Below are 25,233 nucleotides of genomic sequence, written 5' to 3' on the forward strand. Positions count from 1 at the left end.
AAAGCAATATAAATCATGCAATTGAATAACACGCGTGGAAAAAGTTACACTTGGTATATCCGGTATAAAATTGCTGCTCAATTTTTAATCAAGGTATAACACCATGCTCCAGCCTCGCCCATTGCTCTCTCCACCAGAAACTGAAGCGCAGTTATTTGCGCAAGCACAGCAACTTTCCGGTTACACATTGGGTGAGCTGGCGGCACTTGCCGGGCTGGTTGCACCGGAGAATTTAAAGCGCGATAAAGGCTGGATAGGCGTGTTGCTGGAAATTTGGCTTGGCGCCAGCGCGGGCAGTAAACCTGAACAAGATTTTGCGGCCCTGGGCGTAGAGCTAAAAACGATTCCTGTGGATAGCCTTGGCCGTCCTCTGGAAACCACTTTCGTTTGCGTGGCGCCTTTAACCGGCAATAGCGGCGTCACCTGGGAAACCAGCCATGTACGTCACAAGTTAAAACGCGTGCTGTGGATACCTGTAGAAGGCGAGCGCAGTATTCCTCTGGCGCAGCGGCGCGTAGGGTCACCATTACTGTGGAGTCCAAATGACGAAGAGGAACGGCAGTTACGCGAAGACTGGGAAGAATTGATGGATATGATTGTTCTTGGTCAGGTTGAAAGAATTACCGCTCGTCACGGGGAATATTTACAGATAAGACCTAAAGCGGCGAATGCGAAAGCGCTCACCGAAGCCATTGGCGCCCAGGGTGAACCGATTCTGACACTGCCACGCGGCTTTTATTTAAAGAAGAATTTCACCAGTGCGCTATTGGCTCGTCATTTTTTGATCCAGCACCCATCGCTTTGACCTGCCGCATTCCGGGCATATAATTACCGCTTCATTTTTTTGGCAGGGCTTTGTTTGATGTTATTTGCATGGGTAACCGATCCTAACGCCTGGCTTGCGCTCGGTACGCTGACGCTGCTGGAGATCGTTCTTGGGATCGATAATATTATTTTCCTCTCGCTGGTGGTGGCAAAACTACCTACAGCACAACGTGGCCACGCGCGGCGTCTGGGTTTGGCAGCGGCGATGGTCATGCGTCTGGCGCTGCTGGCGTCTATTGCCTGGGTCACACGTCTGACGAATCCGCTTTTTACAATATTCAGTCAGGAAATTTCCGCTCGCGATTTAATTTTGTTACTCGGCGGTCTGTTCCTTATCTGGAAAGCCAGCAAGGAAATCCACGAATCCATTGAAGGCGAAGAAGAAGGGTTGAAAACTCGCGTTTCATCATTCCTCGGCGCTATCGTGCAGATTATGCTGCTGGATATTATTTTCAGCCTCGACTCGGTGATTACCGCTGTGGGCCTGTCAGATCACTTATTCATAATGATGGCAGCAGTGGTAATTGCCGTAGGCGTGATGATGTTCGCCGCGCGCTCGATTGGTGATTTTGTCGAACGCCACCCTTCGGTAAAAATGCTGGCGCTCTCTTTCCTGATTCTGGTGGGCTTTACCCTGATTCTGGAAAGTTTCGATATCCACGTACCGAAAGGTTACATCTACTTCGCGATGTTCTTCTCTATTGCGGTTGAAAGCCTCAACCTGATTCGCAACAAAAAGAATCCGCTCTGATATTCCGTTCGCTCTCCTGCGGGAGAGCGTTCGGCCAGCTCTCCTCCTCACAGTTTAAGATTTTCCTGCTTTCATGATGTATAACGTCAGATTATAAACAGTCTATTATCATTAATGGGCAAAATAGGTGAGGATGACCGGATGAAAAAATGGGCAGTATTAATTTCTGCAGTCGGACTGGCATTTGCCGTTTCCGGCTGTTCCAGTGATTACGTCATGGCGACCAAAGATGGCCGTATGATTTTGACAGATGGAAAACCGGAAATTGATGATGACACCGGGCTGGTGAGTTATCACGATCAGCAAGGTAACGCGATGCAAATAAACCGTGATGATGTTTCGCAAATTATTGAACGTTAAAAAATAAGGTCAGCATCCGGCTGGCCTTAAGATTTTTCTCTTTCCCTTTTCCCTTCCCTCTGCCATTTTTATATTCCTTATGTCGTGATTATAAAAAGGAAACGGCTATGCAATATCACCGTATACCCCACAGCTCGCTGGAAGTCAGCACGCTGGGGCTTGGCACGATGACGTTTGGTGAACAGAACAGCGAAGCCGACGCCCATGCACAACTCGACTATGCCGTTGCTCAGGGCATTAACCTTATCGACGTTGCCGAGATGTACCCGGTACCGCCACGCCCCGAAACTCAGGGGTTAACCGAGACCTATGTCGGTAACTGGCTGGCAAAACATGGCAACCGCGAAAAGTTAATTATCGCCTCCAAAGTGAGCGGACCGTCGCGTAATAATGACAAGGGGATCCGCCCGGATCAGGCGCTGGACAGGAAGAATATCCGCGAAGCTCTGCATGACAGCCTCAAGCGTCTGCAGACTGATTATCTCGATCTCTATCAGGTGCACTGGCCACAGCGCCCGACCAATTGCTTTGGCAAGCTCGGTTATAGCTGGACTGATTCCGCACCCGCGGTCTCTCTGCTGGATACGCTGGACGCACTGGCAGAGTACCAACGCGCGGGGAAAATTCGTTATATCGGCGTGTCGAATGAAACCGCATTTGGCGTAATGCGCTATTTACATCTCGCGGATAAACACGACCTGCCGCGTATCGTCACCATTCAAAACCCCTACAGCTTGTTAAATCGCAGCTTTGAAGTGGGTCTGGCGGAAGTCAGCCAATATGAAGGCGTCGAGTTACTGGCTTATTCGTGTCTTGGTTTTGGCACGTTGAGCGGGAAATATCTCAACGGCGCAAAACCGGCTGGCGCGCGCAATACACTCTTTAGCCGCTTCACTCGCTACAGCGGTGAGCAAACGCAAAAAGCCGTCGCGGCGTATGTTGATATCGCCAAACGTCATGGTCTGGATCCTGCTCAGATGGCGCTGGCCTTTGTGCGTCGTCAACCGTTTGTTGCCAGCACTCTGCTGGGCGCAACAACGATGGAACAGCTGAAAACTAACGTCGAAAGTTTGCATCTGGAGTTAAGCGAAGACGTGTTGTCAGAAATTGAAGCAGTGCATCAGGTTTATACTTATCCGGCACCTTAAATCTTCCGCCTGGCGTTCTGCGCCAGGCATCTCTTGTCACAACTTTTTCAGAATATATTCACTACTTTTCGCCGCCTCTCTCCTGACAAAGCGCAATAGACTCTTTCGGTCAACGCCAGCGCGCGTTTCAATGCTTGTTAAGGATAACCATGTTGATTCTAAGACCACTTCCTCTCGCTATGCTGTTTGTCGGTTGCGTTTCTTCCGTTTGGGGTGCGCAATTAACCCAACCGTTAACGCTGAAAGACGTCACGGTTTATCTGCATGGTGCCAGCCTGCAAGGTGAAGAGACACTTAATTTACCAGCCGGAGAAAGCGAAATTATCTTCACTAATATCGCCAATTCGGTAACCGACGACAGCATCGCCATCTCTATCGATAACGGAGTGACTGTGCTTTCCTCACGTATTGAGTTACAGGGAACACAACCGAATACGCTGCCGTCAGATATTCAGCAACAGTTAAAAGCTGCCAGACAGGAACAGGCAAAACTGACCGCCGAGAAAGACAATATCGCGGCTCAAATTAAGGTATTAGAGGCAAATAGCACATTAACAAATAAAAGTGCCGCCGAAGTTGGCAAGTATCTGCAGATGATGAAAGAGAAAAATGGTGAGCTATTACGTGTTGACAATGAACTGACGCAGAAACTTGCTGATAACCAGCTGGAAATTGAAAAGCTGGAGCAACGCGAGAGCATGAGTAACGGCGATTCAGAAGCTGCCAATGATCCGCAGGTTATCATCGCTAAGGTATATGTCCCAAAAGCCGTCACTGCGAAAGCGGTGGTGCGTTATATGACCCCTGATGCTACATGGACGCCGCTCTATGATATTCACGCCACGGCCATAAACCAGCCGCTGCGTCTGGTTTACAAGGCTAATATTCGCCAGTACACCGGGCTTACATGGAAAAACGTTAATCTCGTGCTCTCGACCAATGAACCTGATACTCACCTCACCTTGCCGCAACTGGAACCCCAGTATGTGGATGTTCCGGAGTATGGAAGTGTAAACGGCTCGCTTTCAGCATCACCTGTGATGAAACAGCGTTCGGAAAATTCGTCTGACCAGGATGCCTCAGAATTGCAGAAAGCCCTGGGGGCAGAGATGCAAAAAACAAGGGAGCAACGAGCCGGGCGCATGTATGCGGCATCGGCAGCGCCCGTTTCACCGCAACCAGAAAGTTTCATCGCGCAAAATGTTCGCTATGCACTTTCGCTGCCGTGGCAAATCGACAGCGATAATACCGCGCGCACGGTGGTCATTAAGGAAGAGTCAGTCAACGGTAAATATCGCTTCTTTGCTATTCCAAAGATCAGTAATGACGCCTGGCTCCAGGTGCAAATTAAAGAGTGGGAACAGTTAAATTTAATCCCCGGCGAAAGTCAGATCTTCTTTGGCAATAACCGTACCGGCGTGGGTTATTTACAGCCGCCGGAAGATGGCAAGTCGCTGGATATTCAGCTTAACCGCGATCCTAAGTTGATTATTCAGCGTAAAGCCGCACTCAAAAAAGAGAATGCGTTATCTATCTTTAATGACAGCGCAATACGTAACTTCAGTTACACCCTTAATGTGAAGAACAGCTACGGCGAAGCGGTGGATATTACTCTGCTCGACCAGATCCCAGTCAGTGCTAATAGTGATATTACGGTAGAAAAAATGCAGTACGGGCAGGCGCAGTTTGATGCAAAAACGGGTGAACTGACCTGGACGCTGAAACTGTCAGGCAAAGAGAACGTGAGTCTGCCATTCTCTTACAGCGTGAAGTATCCGAAAGGTATGCACCCTTCGGGAATGTGACCTTCGCCAGATGGCTGAATGTGCCATCTGGCAAAAGATTAATGACGGCGTTGCCAGATCCACAGCGCCGTTATTGCCAGCGCAAACAGCGCACCAAAGCCAATGCCTATGGGCACGACTGGGATGCCTACCATTACTGCCAGCGAGTAAATTCCCAACATCAGCAGCATGGCGCTGTTTTCGCCGAGATTCTGTACTGCAATCGCATTCCCCGCCCCGACGCTTTTTTTGCCTCGCTCCTGTAATAATGCATTGAGCGGTACCACAAAAAAGCCTCCAAGTACGCCAATCAACATCAACAAGGCATAGGCTGGCAGCAGTTCGTGTTGCAGGGAGAAAATCAGCACCACCACGCCAATCAAAATGCCGGCTGGCATGCAGCGTGATACGGTTTCCAGGGTGACCAGTTTTGCTGCCGCCCCCGCACCAACCACGATGCCAATCGCTACCATCGCGTTGAGGTAGGTCGGGGTCGCGTTATCGGTAATGCCCAGCGCCACCGGCACCCACAGCACCAACAGGAAACGCAACGTGACACCCGCGCCCCAGAATAAACTGGTTCCCACCAGCGAAAATCGTGTTTGACCGTTGTGCCATAATACGGCGCAAGCAGAGATAAAGCTGCGGGCCATGTTGATGAGATTCCACGACTGTCCCGGACGCGCCGCCGCCAGTTTCGGAATATAGAGATTTGCAGCTACCGCGCCAGCATAAGCCAGCGCACAGGCCGCCAGCGCGGCAAGAACATGCCAGTCCGCCAGCACGCCACCGGCTACGGAGCCGAGCAAAATCGCCGCAATAGTGGAGGCTTCCATCAAGCCGTTAGCCTTCACTAACTGATTACCGGTTGTTAACTCGCCAAGAATACCGTATTTCGCCGGAGAATAAGCCGCTGCACCGACGCCCACCAGCGTATAACCGAGAAACGGATTAATGCCAAAACAGATACTGGCAGCCCCCAGCAACTTAAGGCCGTTGGCAAACATCATTACCCGGCCTTTCGCAAAGCTATCCGCCACTTGACCGACAAATGGCGCAAAAAGAATGTAAGCGCCCACAAACACCATTTGCAGGATTGGCTGACTCCAGTCCGGGTAGAACTGAGCTTTCAGTAGCGCCAGAGTGGCAAACAGCAGCGCGTTATCGCCAAACGCAGAGAGAAACTGCGCGGCAATAACTGCTTTCATTCCCTTCGACCATAGCGAAGTGTTAGTGTGCACTGACTCACTCATCGTGTTTTTCCGCTTCGTCTACCCAACTTTTCAACGTGACAAAGTCAGGCTTGCCGCTGCCCAGTAATGGCATCTGCTTCAGATAGCGAATGTCACGCGGTACGGCAAGTTCCGGTACGCCGTGCTCGCGGGCGTATTGCTGTAGTTTATCGCGCGTCAGTTCGCTGTCTGTAGTGAACAATACCAGCGCCTCGCCTTTACTGGCGTCGCTCTTAATCGCGGTGGCATGGACTTTATCTGGCGAAACACCAAGTGCCAGTTGTTCCACCATTTCCAGTGAAACCATCTCTCCGGCAATTTTGGCGAAGCGTTTTGCCCGCCCCTGAATCTGCACAAATCCCTGTTCATCAAACCGCACAATATCGCCAGTGTCATACCAGCCGCGCTCCATTTCACCATGGATGTTCTCAGCCGTTGGCACTTCCAGCACGCCTGGTTTCTCCACCCGCAGGTAGCCGTTCATTATGTTCGGCCCTTTTAGTTGCAGGCGACCACCTTCTTCAATACCCGGAACCGCCAGCAGACGTGCATCCATCCCCGGCAAAATACGCCCGACGGTGCCAGGTTTCGCTGCCATCGGTACGTTGATGGACACCACTGGCGCGCATTCAGTCACGCCGTAGCCTTCAAGAATACGCAGGCCAAATTTATCCTGCCAAAGTCGTTTGGTGCTTTCTTGTAGTTTCTCCGCGCCAGCCACCACATAGCGTAGACGATAGAAGTCATACGGGTTGGCGAAGCGCGCGTAATGACCAAGGAAGGTCGAAGTACCGAAAAGCACCGTACAACTGCGGTCGTACACCAGTTCAGGCACAATGCGGTAATGCAATGGACTGGGGTAAAGGAAGACTTCTGCGCCCGTCAGCAGGGGCGTAAACAGGCCAACAGTTAAACCAAAGGAGTGAAACAGCGGTAACGCCGACATAAAGCGATCGTTGGTGGTGAAATCGGCAATCGTTTTAATCTGCTCGACGTTCGCCAGAATGCTTTTATGGCTATGGACGACGCCTTTCGGATGGCCTTCAGAACCGGAGGTAAAGAGGATCAGCGCCTCTTCTTCTGGTTGCTGTTTTACCTGTGCCAGACGCGGCATCAACAGATGGGCGAAGATCCACACTTTGTCGGCAGTGGTGACATCCGCTTTTAAATCTTCCAGATACACCCAGCGTACCTGAGTCAGCTGCTCCGGCAGATGCCAGAGTTTGCCTTTGTCGAGGAACTGACGAGAAGTGAAGATAGTTTTGATTTCAGCCGCCGTAATGGCGCTGGTCAGCCCTTTTACCCCGGCGGTGTAGTTCATCATTGCCGGAATACGGCGACGGGCGATGGCCCCAAAAATCACTGCCGCACTGATGCCTGCATTGGGCAGCATTAAGCCGATTCTTTCCCCTTCAACGCTATATTTTTCGAGGATGCGACCAACAAACAGTGTTTTAGTGAGCAACTTGCGATAGGTATCTGGGGTAAAGTTGACGTCTTCGACACACTTTTTCCTGGCCCCAAAACGGTACATTGCGCTCAGTAGTGATTCGTACAGCGTTTCACGTGGGCGTACCGCCATACGCGCTTCCATCATAATTTGGTGCAGCATTTCCCCCGCGATTTTACGGCGGTCACGGGCGCGCGGTGCATCTGGCATCGGCACCTGCGTGGGAGGCAAAATATGCAGATGAATTTGCGGGAACAAGCGCCGTTTAACCAGACCTTTCAAGCGACTGAAGTGCGTAAGCTCCGCCCCTTCAATTCGCACCGGAATAACCGTCGCGCCTGACTTCGCCGCCACAAAACCGGCGCCATCGTAAATTTTCATCAGCGAACCGGTGGTCGTGATGCGCCCCTCAGGGAAAATCACTACTGGACGGCCTTGTTCCACCAAACGAACCAGATGTTTGATTGCCATCGGCTGTGTCGGATCGAGAGGAACGAAGTCGATAAATGATTTCAACCAACGCATATACCACTGCTGGCTGATGGAGGTGTAAACAGCAAACACTGGGCGAACGGGTAAAAATAGCGCCAACAGAATGCCATCAATAAAAGAGACGTGATTGGGCGTGATAAGAACGCGCTCGCCCTTCAGCGCCTGGGTGTCACCTGTCACGCGAACGCGGTACAGAGCAAGGCACAAATTTCGAAAAAAGCTAAAAAGCATTTCAACTCCCTTTGCTCATTATTCATTAAATGCGAATGCGGTGAGATTACACGAGATGAAGGGCTCGAGCGACAGTAAAGTCGGTGCGAAAAAAAACCTGCGCATCCGCGCAGGTTGGTGCAAGAGACAGGGTACGAAGAGCGTACCGAATAATCTCACCAATCAATACCTCTGGGATCTTGATTGTGGTCCGCACGACGACGCTTCGCCAGCGAGAAAAAGCAAAGGAATGAAGGGAAATGCAACGAGGTGTGTAAATTGTCGGTTACTGTTACAGATTTGCGACAGGCAAAAAAAACCTGCGCATCTGCGCAGGCTGGTGTAATTCATGTGCTCAACCCGAAGTTGACTTCACCTATCAATACCTCTGGGATCACCACTTTATCAACCTGTAGACAAATGCCACCAGCAGTCAATCGCAACAGCGTTTCGCAAAGTGTAACCAAAGGTTTGCAATCTCTTTTTTTCCTTACGTATTCTCGCTTCGCGCACACTTCCCACGCTGAAATCACAACGCCCCTTGAACCAACGGGCGTTTTCCGTAACACTGGCAGAATGTAAGCGTTTACCCACAAAGGTATTTTCATGGCGACCATTAAGGATGTAGCCCGACTGGCAGGCGTTTCAGTCGCCACCGTTTCCCGCGTCATTAATAACTCTCCAAAAGCCAGCGAAGCTTCTCGTCTGGCTGTGCATAGCGCAATGGAATCTCTGAGTTATCACCCGAACGCTAACGCCCGCGCGTTGGCGCAACAGACCACTGAAACGGTTGGCCTGGTCGTTGGTGATGTTTCCGATCCGTTTTTCGGTGCAATGGTGAAAGCGGTCGAACAGGTGGCTTACCATACCGGTAATTTCTTATTAATTGGCAACGGTTACCACAACGAACAAAAAGAACGCCAGGCCATTGAGCAGTTGATTCGCCATCGCTGCGCCGCGCTGGTCGTCCATGCCAAAATGATCCCGGATGCCGATTTGTCCTCATTGATGAAGCAAATACCCGGCATGGTGTTAATCAACCGGATCCTTCCGGGTTTTGAGAGTCGTTGTATCGCTCTGGACGATCGCTACGGTGCCTGGCTGGCGACGCGCCATTTAATTCAGCAGGGTCATACACGCATTGGTTATCTCTGCTCTAACCACTCTATTTCTGATGCCGAAGATCGTCTGCGAGGGTATTACGATGCCCTTGCCGAAAGCGGTATTCCGGCTAATGATCGGCTGGTGACTTTCGGCGAACCGGACGAAAGCGGTGGCGAGCAGGCGATGACAGAACTGTTGGGAAGAGGCAGAAATTTCACCGCCGTGGCTTGTTATAACGACTCAATGGCGGCAGGCGCGATGGGCGTGCTCAATGACAATGGGATTGATGTACCAGGTGAAATTTCGCTGATTGGTTTTGATGATGTGCTGGTGTCACGTTATGTACGCCCACGGCTGACCACGGTCCGTTACCCAATAGTGACAATGGCGACCCAGGCTGCAGAACTGGCATTGGCGCTGGCGGATAATCGCCCACTGCCAGAAATCACCAACGTTTTTAGTCCTACGCTGGTACGTCGCCATTCAGTTTCAACACCGTCGCTGGATGCAAGTCATAACGCAGCCAGCGACTAGCCGCGATTAAAGCAACTCGAGCGCCAGTAATTCCTCAATGGTCTGGCGGCGGCGAATCAACCGCGCCTGACCATTATCAAACAGAACTTCTGGCAACAGTGGGCGACTATTGTAGTTAGATGACATTGACGCACCATATGCGCCGGTATCATGCAGCACCAGATAATCGCCAGCCTTCACTTCCGGTAAGGCACGGGTTTCGACATTCCCCCCTTCCTGCTGGGTAAAGACATCGCCCGATTCACATAATGGCCCTGCGACAACGGTTTCCATCGTTGGCGCATGTTCAAGAGAGCGACCATCAGCCGCCAGCGCGCTAATATGGTGATAACTGCCATACATTGCCGGGCGCATCAGATCGTTAAATCCAGCGTCAACCAGCACAAAGTGGCGACTCCCCATTTGTTTGACGCTCCGCACCTGGGTAATTAACACACCAGACTGCGCTACCAGGAAGCGGCCCGGTTCGATTTCCAGTTTCACTGGGTGACCGAGATGGCGGGCGATTTGCTCACGCGCAGCATGCCACAGACCATAATAATGTTCAGTATCAACCGCCTCTTCTCCCTGCTGATACGGAACAGAAAGCCCGCCCCCCGCAGAAATAGCCTGTAAATCCTGACCGAATTCGATGACCTGATGCACCATCGCGCCACACACCTGCTCCAGATGCGCATAATCAACACCAGAACCGATGTGCATGTGAATGCCAACCAATTGCATATGATGACGTTGTATGACTTCCAGCGCGGCCGGAAGATCGGTATACCAGATGCCGTGCTTGCTATTTTCGCCACCGGTATTGGTTTTTTGGCTGTGTCCGTGACCAAACCCCGGGTTAACGCGCAGCCATACCCGATGTCCTGGCGAAACCTGACCCAGTTGATCGAGCATATCAACAGACCCCGCATTCACCGGAATTTGCAATTCACTGACGCGCTCAAGCGTTGCCTGATCGATAACATCCGCGGTAAAGACGATGTCATCGGGATGCGTTTGCGGATTATATCCCGCCGCCAGCGCACGCTCGATTTCCCCCAATGAGACGGAATCTACTTTCACACCCTGCTCACGCATTAAGCGCAAAATATGAATATTGGAACAGGCTTTCTGCGCGAATCGCACCACATCAAACTGTTTCAGCGCTGCAATCTGCCGACGAATAATTTGCGCATCGTAAACCCACACCGGGCAGCCAAATTCTGAGGGCAAACGCAGTAGATTTTCGGCGGTGAGATCGGTATCGGTGCTGAACAGTGAATGTGGCATAACAAACTCCAGATAAGTGCTTTTTTATGATTACGCCACATCATAAAAAGAATAAAAAATATCGATTTGTGTCGAGTCTATGCAAAAATGATATGGATTACCGGATTGCGAGAGAATGCTAATGGCCGCCGTTAACTTACGTCATATTGAAATTTTTCATGCGGTTATGACCGCCGGAAGCCTGACTGAGGCGGCACAACTGCTGCATACTTCACAGCCAACCGTCAGCCGCGAACTGGCGCGCTTTGAAAAGGTGATCGGGTTGAAACTGTTTGAACGCGTACGCGGTCGATTACACCCTACCGTTCAAGGGCTGCGTCTGTTTGAAGAGGTGCAGCGCTCCTGGTACGGGCTGGATCGCATCGTCAGCGCCGCCGAAAGTCTGCGCGAGTTTCGCCAGGGAGAACTGTCTATTGCCTGCCTGCCGGTCTTTTCGCAGTCTTTTTTGCCGCCGCTGCTACAACCGTTTCTGGCCCGTTATCCTGAAGTCAGCTTAAACATTGTCCCGCAGGAATCACCGCTACTTGAAGAGTGGCTTTCGGCACAGCGTCATGATCTAGGGCTCACCGAAACGCTGCATACGCCTGCGGGTACGGAACGCACCGAATTACTGTCTTTAGACGAAGTGTGTGTTTTACCGCCGGGCCATCCGCTGGCGGTAAAAAAGGTATTAACACCGGAAGATTTTCACGGTGAGAACTACATCAGCCTTTCCCGTACTGACAGCTATCGCCAGCTGTTGGATCAGTTGTTTAGTGAGAATCAGGTTAAACGACGCATGATAGTAGAAACCCACAGCGCCGCGTCAGTCTGCGCGATGGTACGGGCGGGAGCGGGAGTTTCGGTAGTTAACCCACTCACCGCTCTGGATTATGCGGCAAGTGGGTTAGTGGTGCGGCGATTTAGTATTGCGGTTCCCTTCACCGTCAGCCTGATTCGCCCTCTACATCGTCCGTCATCAGCACTGGTGCAGGCATTCAGCAAGCATTTACAAACCGGTTTACCAAAACTGGTTGCCGCTCTTGAGGCTATTTTGTAGTGAATTACGACAGCATAAAGGCTACTGCATCCTCGGCATGAATAGCCGCAGTATCAAACACAGGCAGAACACTGCGCTCTTCTGGCACCAGCAAACCAATTTCCGTACAGCCAAAAATGACACCCTGCGCGCCCTGTTCTGCGAGGCGAGCAATCACTTGCACATAATAAGTGCGTGATGTTTCGCTAAAATGCCCCAGACACAGTTCTTCAAAAATAATCTGGTTAATTTTCGCCCGTTCATCCGCTTCAGGGATCAGACAGTCGATGGAAAATTGCGCCGCCAGTCGCCCACGATAAAAATCCTGTTCCATGGTGTAGCGTGTCCCCAGCAGCGCCACACGAGTTATTCCGGCACGGGTAATTGCACGTCCAGTGGCATCCGCAATATGTAAGAAAGGCAGTGAACAACGGGATTCGATAGCATCCGCTACTTTGTGCATCGTATTGGTACATAACACAATGCCTTCAGCCCCCGCCCGCTGTAAGCCAAGTGCCGCTTCAGCCAGAATTTCTCCTGCTTTATCCCACTCCCCGCGACGTTGACACTCTTCTATTTCATGAAAATCAACGCTATGTAGCAGCACTTGCGCAGAGTGAAGCCCACCAAGTCGCTGTTTAATGCCTTCATTTATCAGACGATAGTAAGGAATAGTGGATTCCCAGCTCATCCCCCCTAGCAGACCAATTGTTTTCATTCCTTTCTCCTGACTAGTGAGTTAATGCAGCAAGGCTGAATAAGGAACTCAACGGCCTGGCCCCCGATCTCTATTAGCGAAAAAAAGGCCAGATGTACAGCACATCCGGCCAGAGACATCAGATGCCGATATTTCTCAATTTCTCGCCTGCCATCAGTTTACGTTCGATATGCTCCAGCGTGACATTCTTGGTTTCCGGAATGAGCCAGAAGGTAATGCCCACAAACGCAATGTTCAGCGCGGTGTAGAGCCAGAACGTACCGGCAGCACCAATGCTGTCGAGCAGCGTCAGGAAGGTCGCGCCGATAATCATGTTCGACACCCAGTTCGTGGTGGTCGAACAGGTAATACCAAAATCGCGGCATTTCAGCGGCTGAATTTCAGAGCACAGGATCCACACCACTGGCGCGGCGCTCATCGCATAACCGGCAATACACATCATCGTCATGCCAACAGAGAGCCAGGACAAACCACTGGAAGCCGTACCGTTATCAAACTGCATCAGGCAATAGCCCAGCACCAGAGTGCCTAACGCCATCACGCTGAAACCAATTTTCAGTGCCGGTTTACGCCCGGCTTTATCTACCGTAAACACCGCAATAAAAGTAGCAAACATAAAGGTTAGCCCCACGACCAGAGTCGCAATCATCTGCTGTTCGGTCGTCGTAAAGCCCGCCATTTTGAAGATACGCGGCGCGTAGTACATGATGATGTTCATACCGGTAAATTGTTGCATCGCCTGCAACAACATACCGAGGAACACCGCGCGACGGACGTTACGGTTGATTTTAAACAGCGCCCAACCGCCCTGTTTTAATTTCAGGCTTTCACGAATTTCGTTAAGTTCTTCTCGCGCTTTTTCTGATGTATCGCGCAGCATACGCAGCACTTCTTCCGCCTCGATATGACGCCCTTTCTCCGCCAGCCAGCGCGGGCTATTTGGCAGGAAAACAACCAGAATAATCAGCAGGACTGCCGGTAAGGCAAGAACACCTAACATTGCACGCCAGTTACCGCTATAGCTGAATGCCGTGTCGGATAAAAACGCCAGCACGATGCCCAGCGTTACCATCAACTGGTACATACTGATCATCTTGCCACGTACGTTTTCACTCGCCATTTCAGAGAGGTATAGTGGAGCTGTATAAGAAGCAATCCCCACGGCAATACCAAGCACCACACGAGCGGCGATTAACATTTCTACGCTGGTCGCAAAAGCCGACCCTATCGAACCGAGCACAAACAGGATAGCCCCTGCCATCAGACTGTATTTACGCCCTAGGCGGAACGACAGCCAACCATTGAACAGTGCACCAATTGCCGCGCCGAGCATCATGCTACTGACCACCCATTCCTGTAATCGACTGGTTAGCACAAAGTGATCGGTAATGAACGGCAACGCTCCGGCGATAACCCCGATATCAAGACCAAATAACAATCCTGCGACCGCAGCAGCTACCGAAACAAACATATTCATACGACGCGTATCTCGCAGAGGACGCGGCGTTAAAGCAGATTCCGTATTGATAGTCACCATTTTTTCCTGCCAGCAGAGAATAAGACATAGTGAAAAAATACGTGAACAACTCATACAGGTGTCAGGTCGGAATTAGCATAAATATGGATTAAATTGCTACGACATGCGGTTATGTGATGGATATTCCAATTTTAAAATTAAGTAAAATTATTGACGTTATTATTAACTACATAATTTTAAAGCAGATAAAACTCATAAAATTTATTAATTGATAATTGATATGGATTATTTCATAACCGAGATATGGATTATGATGATCTGCAGGTATAAAAAACCCTGCCATACGGCAGGGCCATAAAAGTGAATTGAATAACTTAACGCGCCAGCCAGCCGCCATCTACGGCGATGGTATAACCATTCACATAGTCTGAAGCACTCGAGGCAAGGAATACCACCGGCCCCATCAGATCGCTCGGCAATCCCCAACGCCCTGCCGGGATGCGGTCAAGAATTTCCGCACTACGCTGTTCATCAGCCCGCAGTTGTTGGGTATTGTTGGTCGCCATATAGCCCGGAGCAATCGCATTAACGTTGATGTTATGTTTTGCCCATTCGTTCGCCATCAGACGGGTCACGCCCATCACGCCGCTTTTTGATGCGGTATACGAAGGTACGCGGATCCCGCCCTGGAATGAGAGCATGGATGCGATATTGATAATCTTGCCACCGTTGCCCTGTGCGATGAAGTGTTTCGCCGCCGCCTGAGACATGAAGAATACACTTTTGATGTTCAGGTTCATCACATCGTCCCAGTCTTTTTCACTGAAATCGAGTGCATCTTCACGGCGAATCAATCCGGCGTTATTGACCAGGATATCAATATGGCCGAACTCTGCTACTGCACGATCCAGCAGTGCAGGAATGCCATCAATCTGACGTAGATCGGCGTTCAGGCTTAAAAAACGACGCCCCAGCGCCGTGACCTGTTCAATGGTTTCTGTCGGTTCAACGATATTAATGCCGACGATATCACAGCCCGCTTGCGCCAGTCCCAGCGCCATCCCCTGCCCCAGTCCAGTGTCACAGCCAGTGACTACCGCGACTTTACCATCAAGAGAAAATTCTTTTAAAATCATGATAATACCTTATTCATTTTGCCCGCAACTAGCGCAGATCTTTAACGGCAACGTGGTCCATATCATCGAAGACCTGGTTTTCACCGACCATGCCCCAGATAAAGGTATAAGCTTTGGTCCCTACGCCGGAGTGGATAGACCAACTCGGGGAAATGACTGCCTGCTCGTTATGCATCACAATGTGACGCGTTTCTTGCGGTTGCCCCATCATGTGGAAAACGCAGGCGTCATCATCCATGTTGAAATAGAAGTAAACTTCCATCCGACGCTCGTGGGTGTGGCATGGCATGGTATTCCACAGGTTTCCCGGAGCCAGCTCCGTTAGCCCCATGCTCAACTGGCAGGTTTCCAGCACATCTGGCACAAAATATTTGTTAATTGTGCGACGATTACTGGTGATGTTATCGCCCAGCGTAACCGGAGCGACTTCAGCCGGGGTCACTTTTTTAGTGGGATACGTCGTATGAGCAGGTGCGCAGTTGTAATAAAACTTCGCCGGAGTGGCACTATCAATGCTGGCAAAGACCACTTCTTTTGCACCTTTGCCAACATAGAGAGCGTCGCGGTGACCGATTTCGTAGCATTGACCATCGACGGTAATCGTACCAGCGCCGCCAATATTAATAACGCCCAGCTCGCGACGCTCCAGGAAGTAGCTCACGCCCAGTTGTTTTCCAACTTCCCCGCCAACAGAAACCGTTTTTGCTACCGGCATAATGCCGCCAACAATAATGCGGTCAATGTGGCTGTAAACCATCGTGTACTCATCCGCGACGAATACCTTTTCAACCAAAAATTCATTGCGCAGCCCCTGTGTATCCAGCGTTTTTGCATGCGCACTGTGGATGCTCTGTCTTACGTCCACATCAACCTCCGATAATCATTGAACTGTAAAATTACAACGATTGTGAAACATCGTTTCGTTTTATTCTTTAAAGGATGATATGCCTGCACAGTGCGCTTTTCAATCAAAAATAAAACATTGTTTCATTTTTAGATAAGGGATTGAGAAAAGTGTCGCGTCGATCACGAATAAGTCAGGTGAAGGCAAAACTCAGCGTCTATGGAGTATGCGCGCAGACGTGCCAACCATCATCATGAAATGGCTTGATGGCGGCAGATGTTTAACGAATAGAAAGGAATTTAGATCGGGTCGTCACGTTCAATAGTTAACGCCACGCCCTGACCACCGCCAATACAAAGTGTAGCCAGCCCTTTACGCGCGTTGCGTTTTACCATTTCATGGACCAAAGAAACCAGAATACGGCAACCGGATGCGCCAATCGGGTGACCCAACGCAATTGCGCCACCGTTAACATTGACCCTACGTTCATCCCATTCGAGCATTTTGCCAACAGAAAGCGCCTGCGCGGCAAACGCTTCATTAGCCTCAATAAGATCGACATCAGAAAGCTGCCAGCCCACACGCTCAAGGCAACGGCGAGTCGCATATACCGGAGCAATCCCCATCAGCGCAGGATCGACACCAACACTGGCAAAGGCGCGAATACGTGCCAGCACGGGTAAATTCAATGCTCGCGCTTTGGCTTCGCTCATCATCATTACTGCAGCAGCACCATCATTAATAGATGAAGCATTACCCGCAGTAACAGAACCGTGGCTATCAAATGATGGGTTTAAGCTAGCCAGCCCTTCTGCACTGGCATCCGTACGCGGCTGTTCATCGGTATCAACAATCAGCAGCTGCCCATTGTTTTGCGTTCTTACCGGGACAATCTCATCGTTGAATCGTCCAGCGTCAATGGCCGCCCGCGCTTTTTGTTGTGAACTAAGTGCATAGGCATCTTGTAATTGACGGCTGATGCCATATTCACGCGCCAGATTTTCGGCAGTGACACCAATATGGTAATCATTGAACGCGTCCCATAAGCCATCATGCACCAGACTATCAACCAGTTGGCTATCGCCAAGCTGTGCTCCGGTACGGCTATCAGTCAGGACATGTGGTGCGCGACTCATGTTTTCCTGACCACCGGCGATGACAATATCAGCCTCGCCACACTGGATCGCTTGTGTGGCAAGATGCAGTGCTTTTAACCCGGAACCACAAACATCATTAATCGTAATTGCCGAAACACTGTTGGGTAGACCACCTTTAATGGCCGATTGCCGTGCTGGATTCTGCCCAGCCCCTGCGGTCAGAACCTGCCCCAGAATCACTTCATCCACCGCATGTGCAGCAACGCCAGTGCGTTCTAATAACGCTTTCACGACCAGGCTACCAAGTTCTACGGCAGAATGGCCAGCCAACGCCCCACGAAAGCAGCCGATAGGTGTTCGTAACGCACCGACAATCACAACGTCTTTCATCACAACCTCGCACAGATTAACAGCGCAATAGTAAATGATTGTTAATAAAAATTATTTTAAATGTTTAAGAATAGTGATTTTTATCACAAAGGAAATTCACCGGAATGAGGGATGGATACCCAACTGGCACGCAAGGTTTGCATCTACTAACCTATGAATCCATGAGGTGATATAGCGTTAATCTCCCATATTTGACCTGGTTTATGGTAAATTGCCCTCCATTTTTCTTAATTTGTAGATGATACGTTCAAATAATGTCTAGAATTTGGTCAAAAGAAGAAACTCTCTGGAGCTTCGCACTTTACGGCACAGCCGTTGGCGCAGGCACGCTCTTTCTCCCTATTCAGCTAGGTTCAGCGGGAGCGGTAGTCCTGTTTATTACAGCAATGGTCGCATGGCCTTTAACATATTGGCCACATAAGGCCCTGTGCCAGTTCATCCTTTCTTCAAAAACATCCGCAGGCGAAGGGATTACTGGCGCAGTAACTCATTACTATGGCAAGAAGATCGGCAATCTGATTACCACTCTTTACTTCATTGCTTTTTTTGTCGTCGTGTTGATATATGCAGTGGCGATCACCAATTCGCTGACAGAACAGCTGGCAAAGCATATGGTCATCGACCTACGCATTCGTATGCTGGTGAGTCTGGGTGTTGTGTTAATTCTGAATCTCATTTTTCTGATGGGGCGCCATGCCACAATTCGGGTAATGGGATTTTTGGTGTTTCCACTAATTGCCTATTTCTTATTTCTTTCTTTCTACCTCGTCGGTAGCTGGCAACCAGCTCTATTAACTACCCAAGTAGAGTTCAATCAGAATACCCTTCACCAGATATGGATATCGATTCCCGTGATGGTTTTCGCCTTTAGCCATACGCCCATTATTTCTACGTTTGCTATTGATAGACGTGAAAAATATGGCGAACACGCTATGGATAAATGCAAAAAAATTATGAAAATCGCTTATCTCATCATTTGTGTGAGCGTGCTTTTCTTCGTCTTTAGCTGCCTGTTATCAATACCACCATCTTATATTGAAACAGCTAAAGAAGAGGGTGTTACCATTTTATCGGCACTTTCTATGCTGCCAAATGCCCCTACATGGTTGTCGATTTCGGGAATAATTGTCGCGGTTGTAGCAATGTCTAAATCATTTTTAGGTACCTACTTTGGTGTTATTGAAGGTGCAACGGAATTAGTCAAAACAACGCTACAGCAGGCAGGGGTTAAAAAAAGCCGTGCATTTAACCGCGCGCTGTCAATTATGTTAGTATCACTGATTACTTTCATCGTTTGCTGCATCAACCCTAATGCAATTTCGATGATTTATGCGATCAGTGGTCCACTTATTGCCATGATTCTTTTTATCATGCCAACGCTGTCAACATATCTCATCCCGGCACTTAAGCCCTGGCGTTCCATCGGAAATCTAATTACGTTGATCGTCGGTATCCTGTGCGTATCGGTAATGTTCTTTAGCTAATCACTGATGTGAATGGTTCAAAATAACCACTATTTTGAACCATTCCAATTCTTACAATGCACATCTTGCTTTGTTCACACTCCCCAAACGCTCCATAACTTAAACGAGCATTATCAAGCTGTTATCCTAAATAAAAATCTGAACATCTTAATTAAGACTATTTAAGATGCATCACTTAGATTTACAAGATATCTTCTGGTCATTCGAAAACAATTTGCAGTATAGATATTCTTAATACATTAGGCACTTGTCTGATTTGCAATAAGGGCAATATGATTAACTGAGTGAAATCCAATCACATTTAAAGCTTAATGATGCACGCTTAAATATACCATTAAGAATAATGACAAATACGGATTAAACACAATTTTTCATAAAAAGCTTACTAAATCAGAGTGTATTGACATCATCAATAACCAATGAAATTATGCAATTATCTATGAATAGGGAGGTTATTAACATGAGGCTTTGTAGTCGCTATAAAAGTCTTACATGCAATAGTTGCTCAATGCATTGCCAAATAATGCCAGAAAAATCACCACGTTTGCAGTATTGTGCAAATGCATGTTTTTGTATGTGGCCCGAAGAGAGTTCGTATTTTAATCGTGGCGTGGTTGAAGGTATATTAAGTAAAAACCACAACGCTCGATTAAGCGGATATATTTTTGTAGATTTTTCAGTAAGCTTTTTACGCCTTTTTTTAGAGAGTGACTGGATCGACTATCTTACGAGTACTGAGATGGGAATAGTGTTAGTAAGCGATCGAAATATGCAATCTCTTGCTAATTACTGGAGGAAACACAACTCCGCGATATCAGCCATTATATATAATGATGATGGCCTGGATATTGCCAACGAAAAGATCAGGCAACTATTCATTGGTCGTTATTTGTCATTTACCAGAGGCAATACGTTAACTCAAATGGAATTCACCATTATGGGACATATGGTTTCTGGTTATAATCCATATCAGATTGCAGAGGTTCTTGATATGGATATCCGTAGCATCTACGCCTACAAGCAAAGAATTGAAAAAAGGATGGGTGGTAAAATAAACGAATTATTTATCCGTTCACACTCCGTTCAGCACTGAAACATAACTGTCGATAATAATAAGCATTGTATATACGGGCACTTATAAAGATGCCCGTATTTTATCACATGAACTTTTAATTCAGTTTATTTGAGCGCTTATTTAATTATGTCACCTTACGCGCTACCGCAAAAATGAAAAGATATTGCGAGAAGAAGGCATAAAGACAACGGTTAAGAGTGTTAAATTTGTTAATTCACATGGAACTTTAAGTTGCATTGATATGCTATAACTATAGTTTGCATGATAAATATAAAATTAATATATATTTATTCCATGAATACTAATATACTTATCAAACTATATAATTTCAATTTACTTAATTTTATGTTTCATTGACGTATGTACTGGATTATTAACGATAATATTGAGTTCTGGCCAGAGCACAGAAAATTAATTTCGGTACATGACGCCGAGCTTAACGCCGTTCTGACAACGCCAGCAAGCAGGTGCTTATCGCTGCTACTTGAAGCCTTTCCTGATGTGGTTGCACAACAGGATTTTTTCTCCAGAGTCTGGGAAGAAGAAGGCATGCGAGTACCGGTCAACACGTTATATCAAAATATATCGATTATCAGACGCGGGTTTCGCACGGTTGGTGAAACCAACCATTCGCTTATTGCAACCGTGCCGAGAAAAGGTTTTAAGCTCAGTAATGATATAAACATAGAAAACCATGTAATAATCCCTTCTGCAGATGCACAAAAGACCATATCTCCCCAATGCTTGAACGTTAAAGATGAGTTTAAAGAGACAAGTGCTCATCCAGATAATTATCTCAGAAATATAGTCAGGCTATCTAAAAATTATTTACCCATGCTAAGTGCATTTGCCGTAGGTTTGCTTACCGCATTTTTTCTCTGGCACAATAGTCAACCCAAATCATTCTTTAAAGATTACAAAACTGTTGCACAAATAAATGGTTGTCATTTCAATGTTACAGAAGATAGCATTGATGGGCTGAAAGATCTCGATAAATATAAGAACCGTATATTAGGATCTGGAATTGATTGTAAAAAATACCCCTGGCTATATTTCCCTCTCGATAAGTCATCTCCCGGATTGATTGTTATGGCATGCAAAAAGAACCATAGTAATAACACAGTTGCAGACTGTTTAACTCTATCGTATCGCGGAGTTAACCATGATTCGTTATAAAAAAATGCTGTTTATTATTTTATGCTTTCTCAGTGGCTTCATTTTTTTTATTGCCTATCATTATTCCAAAGAACAAATAGTATACAATGAGAAATGCACGGCCAATTGGATTATATTTAATGACCAAGGGAGGGCTAATCTCACTATTGACTTTATGTATAATAAAAATAAAAAGACAGGAACTGTTGCACTTAGCGGTACCTGGAAACAAAACACGAACACTTATAAATCATTTCGCCGAGATATTGAATATACGTGGATCGAAAATTATGACACTTTGCATCTTACCTCTACCAAAATAAATAAATTTGATATTATCGATCAAATTTCAGACGATAATCTTGCACAACTCCTGCCTGATTTTTATATATTTCCGGGAAAAATGATAAGCTATAATGTTCAAAAACAGAACAATCATGATTTTCTTTTAAGCATTGGCAATAGAGCAATTATGTATTGCGCAAGGTAACAAAACAACTTGATGATGCATCTGTAATTAAAAGTCCAAACAACAAATGTAACATTTCAGGCATTGGAATATAATCTTTATATATTCTTATATCCATCTTCATCCCTGACAGTTTATGCGGTAATCCCCTCCCCCATTCAAATTACATCCGTCATTAAAAAACCCTTCCGCACTCCACTATGACAATAATGGTGTAAAAATAAACGCTGGTTCGCACAGAGATATTTAATAGAGCACATAAACATAATAGTTGCTAATAAATAAAATTACTCTTGCAATAATTCTTTCACACCAGATTGTAAGTCGACGCATAGCTATTCCTCACAGCCTATCATTTTATCTTAAATGAACAATCACATTAAATTAAGAAATGTGATAATCATAACTTTATCGATTATTTTCAATTGGTTATATACTTACATGATTAACAAATCATTAATTAAGAATATTTCAGATTACAATCACATCAAGCTAATATAAATTAACTTAAACAATCATGATGAATTTAGTAAAAAGAAATATTAAATGAAATATATGAATATCAGTTATATCTGTTACTCATGCAGGATGCCAAAAACCACAAACTTAATAGAGGTGAGCTAATGGATTTAGAAAATAAGTTCTCATATCATTTCCCTGATGGAATCATACTTACAGAAGATGGCATTCTTACAAAAGGGAATGAGGAATTTTACATCCCGCCGAAAGAACTCGGTGTATTATTTGTATTGCTTGAATCGGCGGGAAATGTTGTATCCAAAGATGCGATCATCGAATCTGTATGGAAAAATGTAATTGTAAGTGACGAATCCCTTACACGATGCATCTATTCATTAAGATGTATTTTTGAAAGAATTGGCTACAACCGTTGCATTGAAACCATATATAGAAAAGGTTATCGATTCAGTGGGCAAGTATTCAAGATAAAAGAAAATCAAGATAATGTTCCAGGCAGCACTATTGCTTTATTTCCATTTACAATATCTCACAGCAGTCAGGATCCATTAGCACTTAATCAGGAACTTGTACAACTAATCTCAAATAAAAAAACCGATGATCTATATGTATATCCAATGGCTGCAACCCAGTATTGCATAGATAATAAATCTCAGACAGCCTTCCTGGCCAGGTTCAAACCCGATTATTTTGTCACAGGAAGAATCAGCAAATATGATGCTTCAAATAGTTTATATATTGAAGTAATCGATGCAAAAAGTTTTTATCTTATTGCCAGCACACATCTTGAGGCAGATGACATACAAAAAATCTCACACTTTATAATTAGTAACTTATATCTGGCAATGAAGAAAACTAAAGTAGAACCAGGTTTTATGTCCCGACACGTACCTTCTGATGAAAATATTTTATCAGCCGAAATGTCTGCCGGGAAAAATGAACTGAATGAATTCACGCCTGAAAGCATTGCCAATGCAATAACTATATTTGAAAGTGTTAAAAATAAAACTAATGCTCAGTCAATAACCAATGAATGCTACTGCCTGTTGGCTGAGTGTCATATGTCTATGGCACTTCATGGTCTATACGAACTTAAACATGCAACTCAAAAAGCATTGGCCTTTATAGATAAGGTATCTGATAAAAATATTTTCGATGGAAATATTTTAGGAATTATGGGACTGATAACCGGTCTTTCCGGACAAACAACTGCATCACGCATTTTTTTTGACCATGCACAGACACAAGTATTAGATGTAGCCTCCTTGTATTACTATAAGACACTGGTAAATATATATAATGAAAGAATTGAAGATGCTATCGCTTGTATAGACCAGTCACTGCTACTTGAACCAAAAAGACATAAAGCCGCTATAATAAAAAAATGCATTGATGTATATGTTTCTACAACACACAATGAAAGAAATGCGTTCTCTTATCACGGAACAGAGAAAGAATATCATTTAGTTATTATCAATAACATTCAAAAATTGAAGCAATTGACAGAAGTTAACAGCATTATTGATTTTAATGCTCAATATGAGGTCGCTTGATCTGCAATAAATATCATAAGCAGAATAGCGCTCTATATTTTGAGCTATACACTCTATTTTTATAGGGGATATTGGATTTATCTACATCTGACGTGAACGTATCAACAATAACGGAAGAATTCGATGACTAAGGAAAAAACTGAAAAAGAGAAAAAGTAAGAAACTGGAGCGGGCGAAGGGAATCGAACCCTCGTATAGAGCTTGGGAAGCTCTCGTTCTACCATTGAACTACGCCCGCTTCGAGATGCGTAAGGCATTATAAACCTTACGCTCTCCTAAGCAAGTGCCTTGCTACTGACTGCTGATTAATTCGCCATCAGCACTTTGGCTTGCTACCCTGTGGCGGCAAGTAGCGCAAAGGATCTATTGCCGTAGCACGGTAGCGAATCTGGAAATGTAGCCGCACGGATTCCGCATCAGTACTTCCCATAGTTGCTATCTTTTGCCCAGCCTTAACACTTTGCCCATTGTTCACCAACATCGTGTCGTTATGGGCATAAGCAGTAATGTAATCTTCACTGTGTTTAATCATTATAAGATTACCGTAACCACGCAGCTGATTACCCACATATACCACTTTCCCGGCACCTGCAGCGTATATTGGCGTCCCGCGTGCCGCCGCAATATCAATCCCTTTATTGCCGCCATCTGCCATTGAGTAAGGCATAATAACCTTTCCGCTCGTTGGCCATAACCAGCAACGTTGCCCAACCGGCGGCCATGAAGATTTCGAAACGGCCGAAGACGGTGTCACTGACGCTGTTTTTGTCGTCGATTTGCCGGTGGATTTGCGCGTGCCGTTACTACTTTTTTTCGCCCCACCCAGTTTCAGCTTTTGGCCGATTTCTATGGTATAGGGGGGGGAGATGTCGTTGAGTCGGGCTAGCTCTTTTACGCTGGTTCCCGTGGTGCGTGAAATACGATAAAGCGTATCCCCCCGTTTCACGGTGTAAACGGAGCCGGAATACGTTCCTGTATCTGATGATTTGCTACCCGAGCAGCCAGCCAGAAGCAGCCCTACCGATAACAGCATCACGATACCCAGATTTTTTTTATTCAGGCGTCCTGCGCTCAAAATCTTTCCTCGCTAAAAAACAAAACGCTATATCATAGCAGCCCCCCGTCAGATCCCCAATCCATTGCGTGGGAACAGGCATGTACGAATCAATAACTGTTAAAGA

The 25,233-nt window shown here is 46.9% G+C and carries 21 protein-coding genes and 1 tRNA gene; 12 read left to right on the forward strand and 10 right to left on the reverse strand.

All coding sequences use genetic code 11. From position 1 onward, the window contains the following. Window positions 1–103 precede the first annotated feature (103 nt). The 5 genes from mutH (at window position 104) to D9734_RS12260 (ending at window position 4,889) form a co-directional block, all read left to right on the forward strand. A complete protein-coding gene (gene mutH, locus D9734_RS12240; protein ID WP_130207740.1) occupies window positions 104–805 on the forward strand; it encodes a DNA mismatch repair endonuclease MutH in 702 nt (233 codons plus the stop codon). A gap of 57 nt (window positions 806–862) precedes the next feature. After that, window positions 863–1,576, forward strand: a complete 714-nt coding sequence (locus D9734_RS12245; RefSeq protein ID WP_064529833.1) for a TerC family protein — start codon at window positions 863–865, stop codon at window positions 1,574–1,576. A gap of 141 nt (window positions 1,577–1,717) precedes the next feature. After that, the gene (gene ygdR / locus D9734_RS12250; protein ID WP_000758660.1) at window positions 1,718–1,936 is read left to right on the forward strand and encodes a lipoprotein YgdR; all 219 of its coding nucleotides are present in this window, start codon (window positions 1,718–1,720) and stop codon (window positions 1,934–1,936) included. 107 nt (window positions 1,937–2,043) lie between these two features. Next, a complete protein-coding gene (locus D9734_RS12255) occupies window positions 2,044–3,084 on the forward strand; it encodes an NADP(H)-dependent aldo-keto reductase (RefSeq protein ID WP_130207742.1) in 1,041 nt (346 codons plus the stop codon). A 149-nt stretch (window positions 3,085–3,233) separates the two neighbouring features. Continuing rightward, complete coding sequence (locus D9734_RS12260; protein WP_130207744.1) at window positions 3,234–4,889, forward strand: DUF4139 domain-containing protein; 1,656 nt, start codon at window positions 3,234–3,236, stop codon at window positions 4,887–4,889. 38 nt (window positions 4,890–4,927) lie between these two features. Here the strand turns inward: D9734_RS12260 and lplT are convergent, their stop codons facing one another. Together lplT and aas are read right to left on the reverse strand one after the other, a co-directional pair. Further along, complete coding sequence (gene lplT, locus D9734_RS12265; protein ID WP_130207746.1) at window positions 4,928–6,121, reverse strand: lysophospholipid transporter LplT; 1,194 nt, start codon at window positions 6,119–6,121, stop codon at window positions 4,928–4,930. Then, on the reverse strand, window positions 6,114–8,273 hold the full coding sequence (gene aas, locus D9734_RS12270) for a bifunctional acyl-ACP--phospholipid O-acyltransferase/long-chain-fatty-acid--ACP ligase (protein ID WP_130207748.1): 2,160 nt from the start codon (window positions 8,271–8,273) through the stop codon (window positions 6,114–6,116). Before aas ends, lplT begins: the two co-directional genes overlap by 8 nt. A 585-nt stretch (window positions 8,274–8,858) precedes the next feature. Between aas and galR the strand changes: the two genes are divergently transcribed. After that, the gene (galR, locus tag D9734_RS12280; protein WP_130207752.1) at window positions 8,859–9,890 is read left to right on the forward strand and encodes an HTH-type transcriptional regulator GalR; all 1,032 of its coding nucleotides are present in this window, start codon (window positions 8,859–8,861) and stop codon (window positions 9,888–9,890) included. Between the two features lie 6 nt (window positions 9,891–9,896). Here galR and lysA read toward each other — a convergent pair whose 3' ends face one another. Then, window positions 9,897–11,159 (reverse strand): diaminopimelate decarboxylase, encoded by a 1,263-nt coding sequence (gene lysA / locus D9734_RS12285; RefSeq protein WP_130207754.1) that lies wholly within the window; start codon window positions 11,157–11,159, stop codon window positions 9,897–9,899. A 121-nt stretch (window positions 11,160–11,280) separates the two neighbouring features. On the opposite strand from lysA, the gene lysR reads away from it, so the two are divergent. Continuing rightward, on the forward strand, window positions 11,281–12,198 hold the full coding sequence (gene lysR / locus D9734_RS12290) for a DNA-binding transcriptional regulator LysR (RefSeq protein WP_130207756.1): 918 nt from the start codon (window positions 11,281–11,283) through the stop codon (window positions 12,196–12,198). Window positions 12,199–12,202: 4 nt separating this feature from the next. On the opposite strand, the gene D9734_RS12295 is transcribed toward lysR, so the two are convergent. The 5 genes from D9734_RS12295 to D9734_RS12315 form a co-directional block, all read right to left on the reverse strand. Further along, window positions 12,203–12,895 (reverse strand): aspartate/glutamate racemase, encoded by a 693-nt coding sequence (locus D9734_RS12295; protein ID WP_130207758.1) that lies wholly within the window; start codon window positions 12,893–12,895, stop codon window positions 12,203–12,205. A gap of 118 nt (window positions 12,896–13,013) precedes the next feature. Beyond that, window positions 13,014–14,432 carry an arabinose-proton symporter AraE gene (gene araE, locus D9734_RS12300; RefSeq protein ID WP_130207760.1) on the reverse strand — a complete coding sequence of 473 codons (1,419 nt, stop codon included), beginning with the start codon at window positions 14,430–14,432 and terminating at the stop codon, window positions 13,014–13,016. Between the two features lie 314 nt (window positions 14,433–14,746). Further along, complete coding sequence (kduD, locus tag D9734_RS12305) at window positions 14,747–15,508, reverse strand: 2-dehydro-3-deoxy-D-gluconate 5-dehydrogenase KduD (protein WP_130207762.1); 762 nt, start codon at window positions 15,506–15,508, stop codon at window positions 14,747–14,749. Between the two features lie 28 nt (window positions 15,509–15,536). Further along, window positions 15,537–16,373, reverse strand: coding sequence for a 5-dehydro-4-deoxy-D-glucuronate isomerase (gene kduI, locus D9734_RS12310; RefSeq protein ID WP_130207764.1), 837 nt, complete (start codon window positions 16,371–16,373; stop codon window positions 15,537–15,539). A 278-nt stretch (window positions 16,374–16,651) separates the two neighbouring features. Continuing rightward, window positions 16,652–17,839, reverse strand: a complete 1,188-nt coding sequence (locus D9734_RS12315; RefSeq protein WP_130207766.1) for an acetyl-CoA C-acetyltransferase — start codon at window positions 17,837–17,839, stop codon at window positions 16,652–16,654. 254 nt (window positions 17,840–18,093) lie between these two features. Between D9734_RS12315 and D9734_RS12320 the strand changes: the two genes are divergently transcribed. From D9734_RS12320 to D9734_RS12340, 5 genes are all read left to right on the forward strand, one after another. Next, on the forward strand, window positions 18,094–19,323 hold the full coding sequence (locus tag D9734_RS12320; protein ID WP_130207768.1) for an amino acid permease: 1,230 nt from the start codon (window positions 18,094–18,096) through the stop codon (window positions 19,321–19,323). A 460-nt stretch (window positions 19,324–19,783) separates the two neighbouring features. Continuing rightward, window positions 19,784–20,416: a helix-turn-helix transcriptional regulator gene (locus tag D9734_RS12325; RefSeq protein ID WP_130207770.1), complete on the forward strand. Its 633-nt coding sequence runs from the start codon at window positions 19,784–19,786 to the stop codon at window positions 20,414–20,416. 342 nt (window positions 20,417–20,758) lie between these two features. Next, window positions 20,759–21,574 carry a transcriptional regulator gene (locus D9734_RS12330; protein ID WP_130207772.1) on the forward strand — a complete coding sequence of 272 codons (816 nt, stop codon included), beginning with the start codon at window positions 20,759–20,761 and terminating at the stop codon, window positions 21,572–21,574. Beyond that, window positions 21,561–22,043: a hypothetical protein gene (locus tag D9734_RS12335; RefSeq protein WP_130207774.1), complete on the forward strand. Its 483-nt coding sequence runs from the start codon at window positions 21,561–21,563 to the stop codon at window positions 22,041–22,043. The genes D9734_RS12330 and D9734_RS12335 overlap by 14 nt, the downstream gene beginning before the upstream one ends. 602 nt (window positions 22,044–22,645) lie before the next feature. Continuing rightward, window positions 22,646–24,052 carry a winged helix-turn-helix domain-containing protein gene (locus tag D9734_RS12340; RefSeq protein ID WP_130207776.1) on the forward strand — a complete coding sequence of 469 codons (1,407 nt, stop codon included), beginning with the start codon at window positions 22,646–22,648 and terminating at the stop codon, window positions 24,050–24,052. A gap of 164 nt (window positions 24,053–24,216) precedes the next feature. On the opposite strand, the gene D9734_RS12345 is transcribed toward D9734_RS12340, so the two are convergent. Both D9734_RS12345 and actS read right to left on the reverse strand, forming a co-directional pair. After that, a tRNA-Gly gene (locus tag D9734_RS12345) sits at window positions 24,217–24,290 on the reverse strand. A gap of 78 nt (window positions 24,291–24,368) precedes the next feature. Continuing rightward, entirely contained in the window at window positions 24,369–25,127 is a 759-nt protein-coding gene (gene actS / locus D9734_RS12350) for an amidase activator ActS (RefSeq protein WP_130207778.1), read from the reverse strand. Window positions 25,128–25,233 lie beyond the last annotated feature (106 nt).

Origin of the sequence: Escherichia sp. E14S1, from assembly GCF_004211995.1 — a bacterium.
In the GTDB taxonomy this organism is placed as follows: Bacteria; Pseudomonadota; Gammaproteobacteria; order Enterobacterales; family Enterobacteriaceae; genus Escherichia.